This is a genomic window from Pelagibacterium lacus, from assembly GCF_003345525.1.
Taxonomy (GTDB): Bacteria; Pseudomonadota; Alphaproteobacteria; order Rhizobiales; family Devosiaceae; genus Pelagibacterium; species Pelagibacterium lacus.
Genome location: NZ_QQNH01000008.1, coordinates 92690 through 106622, shown reverse-complemented (window position 1 = coordinate 106622; position 13933 = coordinate 92690). Strand labels below are relative to the sequence as shown.

At 64.7% G+C, this 13933-nt stretch carries 13 protein-coding genes; 4 read left to right on the top strand and 9 right to left on the bottom strand.

Features of this window, described 5'->3' with window-relative positions; genetic code table 11:
- Positions 1 to 33 precede the first annotated feature (33 nt).
- The 4 genes from DVH29_RS08165 (at position 34) to DVH29_RS08150 (ending at position 4714) form a co-directional block, all read left to right on the top strand.
- The gene (locus DVH29_RS08165; RefSeq protein ID WP_114645679.1) at positions 34 to 1407 is read left to right on the top strand and encodes a GumC family protein; all 1374 of its coding nucleotides are present in this window, start codon (positions 34 to 36) and stop codon (positions 1405 to 1407) included.
- A 56-nt stretch (positions 1408 to 1463) separates the two neighbouring features.
- Positions 1464 to 1781, top strand: coding sequence for a P-loop NTPase family protein (locus tag DVH29_RS08160; protein WP_114645678.1), 318 nt, complete (start codon positions 1464 to 1466; stop codon positions 1779 to 1781).
- Between the two features lie 33 nt (positions 1782 to 1814).
- Positions 1815 to 3266 carry a mannose-1-phosphate guanylyltransferase/mannose-6-phosphate isomerase gene (locus DVH29_RS08155; protein ID WP_114645677.1) on the top strand — a complete coding sequence of 484 codons (1452 nt, stop codon included), beginning with the start codon at positions 1815 to 1817 and terminating at the stop codon, positions 3264 to 3266.
- A 131-nt stretch (positions 3267 to 3397) separates the two neighbouring features.
- A complete protein-coding gene (locus tag DVH29_RS08150; protein WP_114645676.1) occupies positions 3398 to 4714 on the top strand; it encodes an SGNH/GDSL hydrolase family protein in 1317 nt (438 codons plus the stop codon).
- 21 nt (positions 4715 to 4735) lie between these two features.
- Here DVH29_RS08150 and DVH29_RS08145 read toward each other — a convergent pair whose 3' ends face one another.
- Genes DVH29_RS08145 through DVH29_RS08105 form a run of 9 tightly spaced genes read right to left on the bottom strand, consistent with a single transcriptional unit; the run spans position 4736 to position 13933 of the window.
- The gene (locus DVH29_RS08145; RefSeq protein WP_114645675.1) at positions 4736 to 5998 is read right to left on the bottom strand and encodes a hypothetical protein; all 1263 of its coding nucleotides are present in this window, start codon (positions 5996 to 5998) and stop codon (positions 4736 to 4738) included.
- Complete coding sequence (locus DVH29_RS08140) at positions 5995 to 6849, bottom strand: glycosyltransferase family 2 protein (RefSeq protein WP_114645674.1); 855 nt, start codon at positions 6847 to 6849, stop codon at positions 5995 to 5997. Before DVH29_RS08140 ends, DVH29_RS08145 begins: the two co-directional genes overlap by 4 nt.
- A 6-nt stretch (positions 6850 to 6855) precedes the next feature.
- Positions 6856 to 7401 (bottom strand): LbetaH domain-containing protein, encoded by a 546-nt coding sequence (locus DVH29_RS08135; protein WP_114645673.1) that lies wholly within the window; start codon positions 7399 to 7401, stop codon positions 6856 to 6858.
- 22 nt (positions 7402 to 7423) lie between these two features.
- On the bottom strand, positions 7424 to 8194 hold the full coding sequence (locus tag DVH29_RS08130) for a glycosyltransferase (protein ID WP_147276036.1): 771 nt from the start codon (positions 8192 to 8194) through the stop codon (positions 7424 to 7426).
- Positions 8191 to 9456 (bottom strand): O-antigen ligase family protein, encoded by a 1266-nt coding sequence (locus tag DVH29_RS08125; protein ID WP_158541605.1) that lies wholly within the window; start codon positions 9454 to 9456, stop codon positions 8191 to 8193. The genes DVH29_RS08130 and DVH29_RS08125 overlap by 4 nt, the downstream gene beginning before the upstream one ends.
- The gene (locus tag DVH29_RS08120) at positions 9443 to 10393 is read right to left on the bottom strand and encodes a sulfotransferase family protein (RefSeq protein ID WP_114645670.1); all 951 of its coding nucleotides are present in this window, start codon (positions 10391 to 10393) and stop codon (positions 9443 to 9445) included. The genes DVH29_RS08125 and DVH29_RS08120 overlap by 14 nt, the downstream gene beginning before the upstream one ends.
- The gene (locus DVH29_RS08115; protein WP_114645669.1) at positions 10390 to 11742 is read right to left on the bottom strand and encodes a lipopolysaccharide biosynthesis protein; all 1353 of its coding nucleotides are present in this window, start codon (positions 11740 to 11742) and stop codon (positions 10390 to 10392) included. Before DVH29_RS08115 ends, DVH29_RS08120 begins: the two co-directional genes overlap by 4 nt.
- Positions 11739 to 12989 (bottom strand): WcaI family glycosyltransferase, encoded by a 1251-nt coding sequence (locus tag DVH29_RS08110; RefSeq protein WP_114645668.1) that lies wholly within the window; start codon positions 12987 to 12989, stop codon positions 11739 to 11741. The genes DVH29_RS08115 and DVH29_RS08110 overlap by 4 nt, the downstream gene beginning before the upstream one ends.
- Positions 12986 to 13933 (bottom strand): GDP-L-fucose synthase family protein, encoded by a 948-nt coding sequence (locus DVH29_RS08105; RefSeq protein WP_114645711.1) that lies wholly within the window; start codon positions 13931 to 13933, stop codon positions 12986 to 12988. Before DVH29_RS08105 ends, DVH29_RS08110 begins: the two co-directional genes overlap by 4 nt.

Here is a 13933-nt window from a genome sequence, read left to right as displayed (position 1 = left end):
TAGGCTGTCGGGAGAGCAGCTGGGGGCGGCGCGATGGAAGACGCAGAGGTCGACATCAGGGGCATCGTCGCGCTGCTGCGCCGCCAATTGGGACTGATCGTTGTGGTGTTCGTCGTGGTCCTCGGGGTGGCGCTGGTCGTCACCCTGGCGTTGCCCCAGCGCTATACCGCCACGGCGCTGGTGATCGTGGATACGACCGCCAAAAACCTCCTCGATCCGGAAGGGAGCGTTGTCAGTGCCGCCGGGGACACCGCCCGGGTCACCAGCGAGGTGGAAATCATCCTGTCTCCCGCCATCCTGGCCCAGGTGGTCGACGCTATGGGCCTGCGCTGGGACCCCGAGTTCGGATCGTCCGGAACGCTGATGGATCCGGTATGGAGATGGCTGCACATCGGGCCGTCCAGCGCGGAAGAGCCATTGAGCCGGGTGTTGGGCCGGTTCCGCAACGCGCTGAGCGTCGAGCGGCGCGGGCAAACCTATGTCATTGCGATTGCGGTGGAATCCCAGGATGCGCGCAAGTCGGCCGAACTGGCCAATGCAATGGCGGACGCCTATGTCGGGCAGCAGGTGCAGTCCAAGATTTCCAGCATCGCGGCGTCGCAGGCGGTTCTCGATGCCCGGATATCCAATGCCCGCGCGACGCTGTTGGCGGCCGAGCAGGCGCTGGGGAGGTTCCTGGCCGAGGAGGCCAATGCGGGGCAGACGCGTGACGATCTTTCCGTCGAGCGTCTCACCCGCCTGTCCGAACTCGAGCAGTCGGTGGGCCTCGCACGCAGCCAGCATAGCACGCTTCTGGCCCGCAGTTCCGAGCTCGGCATGCAGGCCGATCTCCAGATCGCCGACAGCCGCATCGTTTCGCGGGCCTTGCCCAACCACGCGCCGAGCTTTCCCAATCGCCGGATGATATTGGCGATGGCGGGGCTGGCCGGGCTGGGATTGGGCATCGCGCTCGCTTTCCTGCGCGAGCATTTCATCGGCGGCATCACCACGGAAGGGCAGGCGGTCTCGGTGCTGCGCCTGCCGGTGATAGCCGAAATTCCGCGACAAAGGGGGCTGGCGGGAAATGAAGCCATGTCCGTCGCCGACAGCGTCATGACCGTTCCGCTTTCGCCTTATTCGGAAGCGGTACGACGGATGAAGGCGGGGATCGACCGACATCTTAGCCAGCGAATGGCCGGTTCCACTGCGGATGGCCGGGGGACGGTGATCGTTTTCAGCTCATCTGTTCCGCTGGAAGGCAAGACGACCCTGGCGCTCTCGCTGGCCCGGAGCTATGCCCTTGCCGGCCGCAAGACGCTGATGATCGATTGCGATCTGCGCGCGCCGTCGGTGCACAGGCATCTGGGCTCGGATCCGCGCTATGGATTGCTGGACTATCTCACCGGACTGAGGCGCTTGCCAGCGTGATCATCAGGGACAGGGAGACCGGGCTTAGGGTTCTGACTGGCGCGCGGCCATCGCATGTGCCGACCGATCAACTCCTGGCCAGCGCCGCCTTCGACACGCTGATCCAGACTGCTGTCGAAAGGTTCGAGATCGTGGTGATCGATACGCCGCCGGTCCTTGTCGTGGGGGACGGGACCTATGTCTCGCGCCATGCCGATACCATTGCGTTCGTGGTCAAATGGGCGGAAACGAGCCAGGCCGAGGCCCGGGCGGGCTTGAACCGCCTCGAGGCCTTCAAGCGTCCCGACGCGGATTTTCTCGTGGTGTTGAATCAGCACGAGTCGATGCGCTCAAGCGTTTTCGATCGGTATATGCGAAACTATCAGCGCCGCTGATTCATATTCGCACAGTTTCACGACCAGAGTGCCATGGGACAAGACCAAGCCATCGATACCGCCGCCGAAACCATTACGCCGATCATCCTGGCCGGAGGGGCGGGGACCCGGCTATGGCCCATGTCGCGGGCCGACCGCCCCAAGCAGTTCCTGGCGCTGATGGGAGAAAAGAGCCTATTCCAGGAAACGCTCCTGCGCCTCGTCTCCGATGGGCGCTACGGCGCCCCGATCGTCATCACCAATCAGGACTATCGCTTTCTCGTGGCCGAGCAGGCCATGGAAGTGGGCGTCGAACTGGCCACGATCGTTCTCGAACCGGTGGCCCGCAACACGGCGCCGGCGATCGCCGCCGGCGTGTTGATCGCCGAGACACGGCAGCCCGGCGGGCTGGTGCATGTGCTGCCGTCGGACCATCGCATCGTTGTCGATGCGGCCTATGATCGTGCCATCAACGTCGCCATGGAGGCCGCGCGGGACGGTGCGCTGGTCACCTTCGGCATCGATCCGACCGAGCCGGCGACCGGGTTCGGCTATATCGAGGCCGGTGAAAAGCTGGCTTCGGGCGCTTTCGTGGTGAAGCGATTTGTTGAAAAGCCCGATACCGAGCGCGCGACGGCCATGATCGCGCAGGGCGGGTTCTCCTGGAATTCGGGCATGTTCGTCTTCACCACTGAGAGCTTTTTCGAGGCCTGTCGCCAGCATGCACCGGATGTCCTCGCCGCCGCCGAAGCGGCTATCGCCAAAGCCGTTGCCGATCTCGATTTCCTGCGCCTCGACCGGGACGCCTTTGCCGCGGCGCCGGCGATTTCCATAGACTATGCCCTGTTTGAAAAGACCGACCGGGCCGCCGTGGTGCCGGCGGCGATCATATGGTCGGATCTGGGGTCCTGGGATGCGGTGTGGAAAAGCGGGCAACAGGATGAGCGCGGAAATGTCTGGCATGGACCGGTGACGCTCGGAGCGGTCACGCAATCGCTGGTCTTTTCCGAGCGGCATCACGTGGTGGTGGAGGGAATTGACGACATCGCCGTATTGGCCTCCGAGGACGCGATTTACATCGGAAGGCTGTCGGCGGCCCAGCAGGTGGGGGCCATCGTCAAGCATTTGCAAGCCGATCCCGTGACGCGGCCGCTGACCGAAAGCCACCAGACGAGCTATCGGCCCTGGGGCGGATATTCCTCGATCCTGGTCGGGGAGCGCTTTCAGGTGAAGCGATTGTTCGTCCGGCCCGGCAAGCGCCTCAGCCTGCAAAAGCATCATCACCGGGCGGAGCATTGGGTGGTGGTGCGCGGCACGGCCGAAGTCGAGGTCGATGGAGACCGCCTCGTCCTGCGCGAAAACGAGAGCGTCTATATCCCGCAGGGGGCGCTGCACAGGCTCTCCAATCCCGGCAAGATCATGCTCGAAGTGATCGAGGTGCAGACCGGCTCCTATCTCGGCGAAGACGATATCGTGCGCATCGCCGACGAGTTCGGCCGCAACTGAACCCGCGCTTATCCCCGCCGCGGCCATGACCCTTATGCTTCCAGCCCTTTGAATGGTCTGGCGCAGGGAGCATGGGAAATGTCTGGCAGAGGAAGCGGTTCGGTTACGGCTGGAATCGAAGGGGAAGGCCGATGAGCTTTTCGGGGATCGGGGCTGCCCATATCGCCCAGGCCATCGCGGTCGGGGTCAGCGGACGACAAGGCGGTGGCCGGATCGTTGCCTGGGGCGACAGCTTTACGCAAGGCGCCGGCGCTTCGAGCGGTGTCACGCGATATCCCGCCGTGGCGTCGGGTTTGTTCACGCCGCCCCGGACGGTGGTCAATATGGGCATTGGCGGGCAATCATCGCGCCAGATCGCGGCGCGGCAGGGCGGGGTGCCGATCACCGTCAGCGCAGCCGGAGACGTGGTCGCTGCATGGGAGCGGCGGGAATGGGCGTTCGACTTCGAGAGCAGCGCACAGGGCTGGGTGCTGCGGCAAACCACCTCCGGCCAAAGCCTCACGGTGAGCGGAGGTCGCCTGCGTCCGGACAATCTTTCCATCTCGCTCGAGGGGGTGCTGTTCCACCTCGGAACACCGATACCGCAAGGCTGGGAGATCTTGGTCGATGTGGATCTGCCGATCAACGAAACCGGGCGGCCGATCCTGTGCGGGCTGTTAACGGCGGCGACCCCGGCTGGGGTATGGAACACCGATCCACCCAATCGAACCCTGGATCTCGGGCTCAACGAAGGCCTGGCCTTTGTCGCGGGCCCCAATACCAGAGCCATTGGTATCCTTACCAATACCGGGCCCGTGACGCTATCGGGCTTCGAAATCGAGAGCGTCAGGGTCGTCGCGACCGGGCCGAATGTCGGGACGGTGATCACGGATAAATCGGTCAATGTGCTCATGAACAGCGGCGCCCATACCGGCACGCTGGCGGGGACGCTGGCCGGGGTGCCGGGGGTGATGAGCACGGATGCGGCGGGGCAGTGGATTTTTACGCGCGATCGGCCGGGTCCGGCCGTGCCATGCCCGCCAGGAACGGCGTTCGTGCCGCACCAGGCCGCGCAGTTGCGCCGCTATCCGGCATGGATATGGGCAGGCCGGAACAATTTCATCGCGTCGGAAGCCGTCAAGGCCGACATCGCGGCCATGGTCGGCCATCTGGGGCATGGGCGCTATCTGGTCGCCGGAATTCTCAATGGCGCGACCGAGAAGATCGGCACGCCCGAGCATGCCGCGATCACGGCCCTCAATGTCGATCTGGCGCAGATTCATGGAGAACGCTTCGTGGATCTGCGGGCGATGCTGATCGCGGCGGGCCACCCGGTCACCGACGCTGCCGATATCGCCGATGACGTGGTGCCGGCCTCGTTCCGATCCGGCAATCTGCATCTCAACGATGCGGGCTATCACCATGTCGCCACGGCAATGGTGGCGCGGACCATGGCACTGCGCTTTTAGCGATCGGCAGCGGGGCGGGTCTCAGGCTGCCATAATGGCGGCGACGTCGACCTGCCCCATATGCCGCTTGCCGTCTGCCATGTAGTCGACGCAGATCAGCGGCTGCGTTGGATGCCAGCGCGGATGCAGGTCGCAGCGGATTTCGCCGTCGAGCCCAGTGGGGAACTGGAATTCGTGCACCCGATAGGCGCGGTCTTGTGCGAAGCTCGCAACGATCAGCGCGGCCTTGCCGTGGCGGTCTGGATAGGTGTCGGTAATGAACCAGTCGCCATCGCCCCGGAAGGAACAATGCCCGTCCATGGATAGCGCGCCGGTACCGACGGACGTGCGGTGGCCATCCCGGGTATCGAAGAGGATATAGCCGTCCCCGAGCATGGCGGCCTTGAGGGAAGCGGGCTTGCCGAGCCGGCGGTAGAGGCTGCCCAGCATGCGCCCGACAGGCAAGCGGCGCAGCAGGGACCGCTGCGCCGGAGCGAGAAGTCGGCGTTCGCCGGCCCAGGCCAGGAGTTCGTGCCCGTTACGCCAGCCCATATGTGAGGCCATGCCGGAGATGAGGACACGAAGCTCCGAGCCGTCGCGGCCGGCAACCAGCAGGCGGGTTCGCTGGGTTCCGGCGGGATCGATCCAGCGATGCAGGAAGCAGAACCGACGACCGTCCGGACTGTAGAGCGGATGGTTGAGGTAGTGGATGGCGTCGGACATGGTGGTTTCGGGAGCGTATCGTGCCACGGCGCTGGTCGAGAGCAGGAGTTCGCCGCCCCCGGTCTGCATATCGATGCGCCAGAGCCCGTCGCGGTCCGGGCACGCCGAATGTTCGGTGTTATCGAGTGCACCGGCATAGCCATATTCAGGTTTGAGCGCGTTTATGCGGCCGAAATTGAGCGATAGTGCATCGCGGCCGGTTGGGGAAAGGGCGGCGATGGGCCTTGCAAGCGTCGCGGTGTCTCCGGTGCGCGTATCGAGCCGGAGGGCGATGGAATCAGCGCCCTCCATATCGTTATAGATAATCGTGTCGGCGGCGCCCGGAAGCCATTGCAGCATGGCGCCCTGTTGGAAGTTCCAGGCCGTACTGGTGCCGAGGGCGCGATAGTGCCCCTGCTCCAGCAGGCCGATCTCGATGGGCTCGCCGGCCAGCGGCATGCGATGCTCGAAAGGGGCGCGGTGCAGCAGCAGGCGATCGCTGCCGTCCGGGGGCCAGGGGGATTTATCGAAATAGCCGAAGAATCCGCCGCCGATGGTTTCGGTCAGCGAAACGACGGGGCAGGGGGCGTGTTCGAGCTTCATCGGTCCTCGATCTCCGATGCGCCCCGGCGCAGCTCGCGCAATTTGAGGACGATGAGGAACTCATAGAAGCATTGCAAAAGACAGTAGCGCAGGCCGGGACCGCCATCGAGAAAGCCGCCCTTCCAGACATAGAAATAGCAAAATTTCAGCAAGGGGCGGGCTGGCAGGCGGAAGGAGAGCGCTTTGAGGGCGCGGCGTCGCACGACGCGGTCGCGCGAGATGAGGTCTCGCGGGTGGAAACCGCCGGCAGAAAGCGAGCGGATCGTCTCCTCGGCCTCATAGGAGGAATAGGTGTTGTGGCGCGCCACCCAATGGGAGAGGCCCTTGGAAAACGGGTAGTGGTGGTATTCGGACTTGAGCTCGCCGATCTCGCCATCGACGATGGGGACCGGGTTGGCCTTGCGCTCCCAGCGGATGCGGTCGGGTCGGAACAGGCGCACGATACCGAGGGGATAGCCGGTGCAGCGGGGAATCCAGCGGCCTTCGAAATAATCACGCCGATTGACCCGGAACGCCGCCACAGAGGGGGTGGCCTCCTGGGTGACTTGGGCGATCTCTGCCGCTAGTTCGGCCGGTACGCGCTCGTCGGCGTCGGAATAGTAGACCCAGGGATGCTTGAAGGCGATATGAGCCATGGCCCAGTTCTGGTGGCTGGCCCGGCCGTCGAAGGGGCGTTCGAACCAGCGCACGCCATAGCGCCTGGCGATCTCCTCTGTGCGGTCGGTGCTCAGGGAATCGAGGACCACGATATCGTCGCACCAGGAAAAGCAGTCGAGGCAGGCGGCGATGTTGGCCTCTTCGTTGAGGGTCTGGATCAGCACGGAAACCTTGGGCTTGGGCGGTATGCTCATGGGCGTTCAGGCGCTGACCGTGCGCTCGCGCACCGGACGGGCCGGGGTGCCGGCGCAGAGCATCCAGGGTGGCAGATCGCTGAGGACGGTGGAGCGCGCCCCGACCACGGCGCCATCGCCGATTGTGGTGTCGGGGCCGACAAAGACATCGGCGGCGATCCAGACCTGCGCGCCGATGGTGATGGTGCCGGCGACGAGCGGCATGTTGGGATGCTCGAAATCGTGCGAGGCGGCGCAGAGATAACTGTATTGCGAGATCGTCGTATGATCGCCGATGCGGATCGGGCCGGCGCAATAGCAATCCACATGAGGCGCCAGGGTGGAATAAACCCCCATGGCAAGGTTCCAGGGCGCATAGACTTTCGCGCTGGAAAAGACTTTGGCGCCTTTGCCCAGCCGCGCCCCGAACAGCTTGAGCAACCAGCGTCGCCAGGCGTGGAAGGGGCGCGGGCTGGGGCGGAACAACAGGATGTAGACGAGCCCCCACAGGGCGCGCCCGGCGCGGTTGCGGAGCGGGAAGGGGCTCGGCTTGTGGCTGATATCGATTGGCATCCGGCCGGAACCGGTGGAGCGGTCAAACCCGCGATCTGATGAAGTCATAAGCCCCCGGCCATTTGCGTCTGAAATCATTGACTGCGAATTTCGCGGCCACGAGAAGCCGGCTCAGAGCTGTGGGTAACCCGAGGACTTCCCGGTGCAGCCGGATCATCTCGGCCCGGGCATCCTCGATCCGGTCCGGTGCTTGCGAAACGCCGCCCCGGGCGAAATGGCACACCATCAGATCGATATGCCGGGCCTGGGCGCCGCGCTTCAGCAGCGTTGCCGTCAGCGCCCAATCCGCCACGCGGCGGAAGGAGAGGTCGTAGCGCGTGGATGCGATGAAGGCGCGGCGATAGAAAATCGCCTGGTGATGGGTGAACATGGAATATGCGACCATCCAATGGGGCATGGCGCGCTTGATCATCGTGTTTTGCGGACCGATCTCGGTGGCATCGCCATAGGCGATGTCGGTTTCCCCAAGCCGGGGCCAATCGGCCATTCTGCGGAGGACCTCGGCATCGGCGAGGCGGTCGCCGGAATTGAGGAAGAGGAGAAAATCGCCGCGCGCCCGGTCGAGGCCCTTGTTCATCCCGTCATAAAGGCTGCGGTCGGGCTCGCAGATCAGCGCGAGGCGAGAGTCACCCAGTGCGTGGAGGAAATCGATAGAGCCGTCGCGGGAAACGGCATCGACCACGATCCATTCGAAATCCCCGAAACTCTGGTCGCGCAGGCTGTGCCAAGTGGCTGCCAGTCCGGCGTGGTTGTCGAGGTTCACGGTGACGATTGAAAAGCGCGGGGCGGTCATGGTGCGGCCGGCTTCGCTGGGCGCGCCGGCCTGGCGCAAAGAACGCCGATGGCGAACCAAGTGGGCACCGCCATGGAGGTCATGGCGAAGACCGGATTGCCCAGCGATGCAACGCCCCAGGCCAAGAACAGGAACGCGAAATAATGGGCGAAGTTCAGCCGCGAGCGGTGGGCGAAGACGGCCTCCCGAACGAGCGGTGAGCGCAGGGCGGTCACAAGGACGGCCGCGAAAAGCACAAAGCCGAGAAGGCCGCCCTCAGCGAGGATGTCGAGATAGTCGTTATGGGTGGGCACGCCGGTTTCGGGCAGGTTGGGGCGTGGAAGCATGGGGCTACCGGTAAAGCCGCGGCCAAACAGGGGACTGGCCAAAAACTGGTCGAACCGCACCTGCCAGAGATGGAACCGCAGGTCGCTGGCGTTGATGGTGTTGTGGCTGCGGATGACCAGATAGGCAAAGGAGAGTGTGATGGGGATGGCGGCGAGGAACAGCGCCATCCTGACGGGTGAGATGGTCACCCTGCGCTCGGGCTCATGGAGGCCGTGCGTGACGAAGGCGATCATGAGATAGAGGGCCAGCAGCAGATAGGCCGTCGCCTTCCCCGAGGCGAGGGCGATATAGAGGAACAGGACGGCGAAGACCCATTTGAGTAGAGGTTCTGGGCTGCGGGCGCAAAGCCACAATGCGGCCGCGACGAGGAAATAGAGCTCGATATGGAGGATCTGGGTGAGGTGGCCGAAGCCGAGGCCGAGTTCGAAAATCCCGATAAACGCCACGCCGCCGCAAATGCTGATCAGGGCGACTTGCCGCGTCACCGGGGCCAGGCGCTCGAAAAGACCTTTGCGGGAACCGATGACGAGGCCGAGGATCGCGGCAAGCCCGGAGAGCCCCCGGCCGAGAAACGTATCTTCCAGCGCCGGCCCATCGGCGACGAGGGCCGCTATGCTGCCCGTCATCTGATAGAAGAAGAACGCTGCCATCGTGAACAGAATTGGCCGGTAGAGGGTCGATTGCTGCACGCCGCCCAAGGCGACGAAGAACAGCGCCGCGACGGCGAGGATCGCCCCGCCATATTTCAAGGGCAGCACCCACACAGTGCCCCAGCCGTTGCGCGAGGGATCGAGGATGAGAACCAGGGTGTAGAGCAGCATGCCGGCCGTCAGCAGAACGGCAATGGCGTGGTCGCGCGTCGCCGGGCGCTCGGCGATGATTGCGGGCTGCCAAACCCTGCTGCTGCCCCCTCCATCTCGGCTAGCGGCGGGCAAAGCGTGTCTCCCCGGTGCGGCCCCGCTTGGTCCGGAGGGCGTAAGGCTCGAACCAATGATAGAGCGGGGCGAGACCGATGCGGGCGATATCGGTCCAGTGGCTGTCCCCGTGGCGGCGCAATGCGTCCACGAGGGCGGTCCCGTCATAGCCCATGAAGGCCAGGTCGTCGGGCCCGATCCAGTCGAGATAGCGCCGGGCCCAGGCTCGCCGCAGCGGATTTCCGAAGGCGGTTTCCCAGTTGCGGCTGGCCGTTTGCGATACGGAAGCGGGCTGGAGTGCATCGCCCATGACGCCGGACAAGAGCGGGGGAGTGGCGACCGAATCCGGGGTATAGAGTGCGCCAAAATGGGAGAAGATCGCGGGCCAGTGGGTTTCAGGCCTTGCGATCAGATCCTCATATCGCACGCATCTGACGCGGGGATCGGCGGCGTGGGCGCGGGCCGTTCGCCGCAGGGTTTTGAGGCCGAGATAGAGGTCGTAGTGATAGAAATAGGCCTTCCATGTCCCGCCACCCCAGGTGCGATTGATCGAGGCGACGATGGCGAGCGGGTTGCGCCAGACGATGAGAATCGGGGCCTGGGGAAAGGCGCGCATGATGTCGGGAGCAAAGGCCGCGTTGCGGGGCGTCTTGTCGATGAAGATCTGCCCCGTTTCGGTGAAAAAGCCATAGACCTCGCGCGTCATTCCGGCCACCGCTCGGTCCCAGAGGACATTGCCAATCGCCGAGCGTCCGAGAAGGTCGGAGAGGCCGGCGCGCATATGGTCGTAGCCGAATTCGGCGAGGGGGCTGTCCCCGCTGCGGATGCCGAGCAGGGCTGGCAGCAGCCAGGGCTCGGGCACCGTTGCGACATCGGGTGAGCCGGAGAGCACCCGTTGGACATAGGTAGAGCCCGACCGGGGCAGGGAAAGGATGAAGCCTATCCGATGCTCCCTCATGCGGCACGCCTTTTCAGGATGAGGCCGCGGGCAAGCCCGAGATAATCACGTGGGGCCAGATAGGCGTGGGCGGTGATGCCGATGTGCCGGCGAACCATACGAACTGCCACCAGCCTTTGGATCAGGGTGGCGAGCGCGCATCCGGCCACAAAGCCCGGCGGCCCCAGCGCTATGCCCATCGGCAGGGCGAGGCCCAATGTTGCCAAGGCGCCCAGTATCTGCACCCGAAGCGCGGAATCGGCATGGCCAAGCAGGGTGAGGGTGCGGATCGAGAGACCTCCCACGGCGTTGAGGATCGCCACGAGCATGAAGAGCAGTGCCAATCCATAGGCTGGGCCGTATTCTACTCCGAAGATCAATTCGAAACCCTGGGGCCGCAACACGGCCAGCGCGGCGGCAATGGCGATGGCCGCCGCGGTCGCGCAGGAGGCCGAGAGGCGGAGGATTCTTTCCAGCCCTTTGCGATCGGAGAGGGCATGGAGGCGGACGATCAGTTCCGATCCTGCCTGGGTGAGCGTCACGAGAACCGTGCTGGCCAGGGCATGGAGCCGCAGCGCCACGGCGAGGAGGGCAATAGCGCGTGCATCGAAGATGAAGCCGGCAAGCAGGATATGGCCCTGGGCATTAGTGAGAAAGTGCAGCCCTTGCATGCCGTAGAGCGGCATTGTGGATCGGATGGTGGCGCGGCGATGGGCCAGGGCTTCGCGGCCCGGTGACAGTCCGAGAACGGACATGCCGATGAGGAGAGCGATCGAGGCGGAGAGCATGGTGATCCCGACCGAAGCCCAGAGGATGTTGGGCAGGGTCATTTGTCCGGTGGCGGTGAGGATCAGCAGTGCGCCAAGCGTGGCGGCGCTGTTGAAAAGCCCGCCGAACGGGCCCGAGCCATTGAACAGCGTGGCGGGGAGCACCAGACGCAGGCCGCGCAGCCATTCTCCCAGTACCCGGTTGAGGCTCATGGCGATCACCCATATCGCGCAAGGCAGGAGGATGGCGGGGGCTTCGAGCAGCGGCAGGGCGATCGCCAGCGCCAGCCCGCCGATAGCGGGCGAAAGAATGGCCACGCCGATGATATCTCCGGTAGCGGCGATCCGGGCGCGGCGGTCGTCGCCCCGGGCTATGGCTGCAGCGGTGTCGCGCAAGATGGTGGTTTCGGCCCCGAACAGGGACAGGAGGCTCAGCAGGGAAATGGCTGCGAAAGCGGTCGCATATTGCGCGAAGGCCTCGGGACTGAGGCCGCGGACCAGAAGGATGGTGCTGACCAGCCCCAGGCCGGTGGTGCCGATCCGGCCCAACCCGGTCACGAGGAGCACGCGAGAGAACTGAGCACCGACGGCTTGTTCACTCATGAGGGCATCCTCTCGGGAACAAGGGGGCTGAGGATGCGGACCACCTCCGTCTCCCAGGCTCGGAGAATGGCGTGCCGGCTCAGGCGCTGTTCGGCATGTCTCCGGGCCGCCGCGCCGAGGCGATCGCGGACCGTCCGGTCATCGCAGAGGGTCGAGATGGCAGCAGCGAAGGCGGCGGTGTCCTCGGGCGGGGTGACGAGGCCGCGCCCATCGACCTCCTCGGCAAGGGCAGTGCCCTCGGCAGCGGTGGCGATCACGGGGCGGCCCGATGCGAACATATTGGCTAGCTTGGAGGGGAAGAGAAGATCGGCGGTGTCCGGCCGCTGGGGCAGCAAGTGGATGGTGGCGAGGCCCAGAAGCTCGTGGAGGTCGTCGCGGGGCTGGAGATCGTGGAAACGGATGTTGCGTAGGCCCGTCGCCTGCTGCTCGAGCCGCTGTTTGTTGGGGCCTTCGCCGCAGACGACGAAGGTGAGATCGGTACGGCCTTTGAGGAGGCTGGCGGCCTTGACGATGATCTCCAGGCCCTGCTTGTTGGCGATGCTGCCCGAATAGAGCGCCACATGCGGGGTCGCTATGTCCCAGCGGGCTCGGAATGCGGAAGGGGAGGTCAGTGGTCGGATGGTCTCGATGTCGGCCCAGTTGCGGAACTCGACAATACGGCAGTTGGGCACGCCTTTGTCGGCCAGTCTTGCGCACATGGGCGGCGAGATGGTCGACACGATATCAAACAGAGAGAGCACAGTGCGCTCGAACCCATGGGCCAGCCGGGCAGATGCGCCTTTTGCTTCCATGAGGCCGGTGGCGAAGGCGGCTTCGACCTCGAAATCCTGCACGTGAAGCCAGCTTTTCGCGCCGGCGCAGAGGGCGGCGATGCGCGCGACGGGCGCCGCGATCAGCGAGGGGGCAATGGTGAGGACGATATCGGGACGCCAGACGATACCGCTCCATAGAGCCGGGACGGCGCTGCCCAACGCAAAGCTGAGATGATGCAGGAGGCGGCGCGCGGTGGTGGGATTGGCCGGGATGTAATGGGGAACGCGGGTTATGCGGACGTCGTTTTCGTTTCGTCTCGACCAGCCGAAGGGCGAATGTCCATCCATGATCTTCCATTGCGGATAATAGGGCTTTGCGGCGATCACGCGGACGCTGTGCCCGGCCTCGGCCAGATACTCGGCCATGCCGGCGGTATAGATGCCGATGCCGATCGTTTCCGGGGCATAGTTGAGGCCGAGGATCAGGACCTTCATCGCGGCCGCTCTCCAGATGCGTAGCGGATAAACCATTGATAGGTTCGGGCGATGCCATCGCGGAGGCGGACGGCCGGTGTCCATCCCAGCGCCTGCAGGCGCGAGATGTCGAGGCGTTTCGCCGGTGCGCCATCGGGCTTGTCGAGGTCGTGGAGGATATCTCCGGCAAAGCCGACGATGTCGCATACCAGTCGGGCGAGTTCGAGGATGGAGATGTCCTCTCCCGTGCCGATATTGACCGGCGTGTCGTCCGACCAGGATTGCAGCAGCAGGACCAGCGCGTCGGCGCAATCGTCGCAATGGAGGAATTCGCGGCGTGGTGTACCGGTGCCCCACAGGGTCAGGGCGGAATCGCCGCGCATCTTGGCCTCATGCGCCTTGCGGATAAGGGCGGGCAGCACATGGCTCGACGCGGGGTCGAAATTGTCGTCTGGGCCATAGAGATTGGTGGGCTGAGCAGAAATATAGTTGCGGCCGTATTGTCGGCGATAGGCCTGGGCCAGCTTGATCCCGGCGATCTTGGCGATCGCATACCACTGGTTGGTCGCTTCGAGGGGGCCGGTCAGCAGGGCTTCCTCGGCGATCGGCTGGGAGGCATCACGCGGATAGATGCAACTCGACCCCAGAAACAGCAGGCGATCGACATCGCAGGCATGGGCGGCGGCGAAGATATTGGTGGCGATCTGGAGGTTGTCGAGCAGGAAATCGACCGGCCGGGTGGCATTGGCCCAAATCCCGCCGACTTGCGCGGCAGCGACGATGATCGCGTCGGGCCGGGATTGGACGAGCCAGGCTTCGACGTCGCTCTGGCGGCGCAGATCGAGGGTTTTTCGGTCCACCGTCACGATTTCGCAGGCTTCGCGCGCCAGACGGCGCATCAAGGCACTGCCCACCATCCCCCGATGTCCGGCGATCCATACGCGTTTTCCGGCAAGCTCGAACAC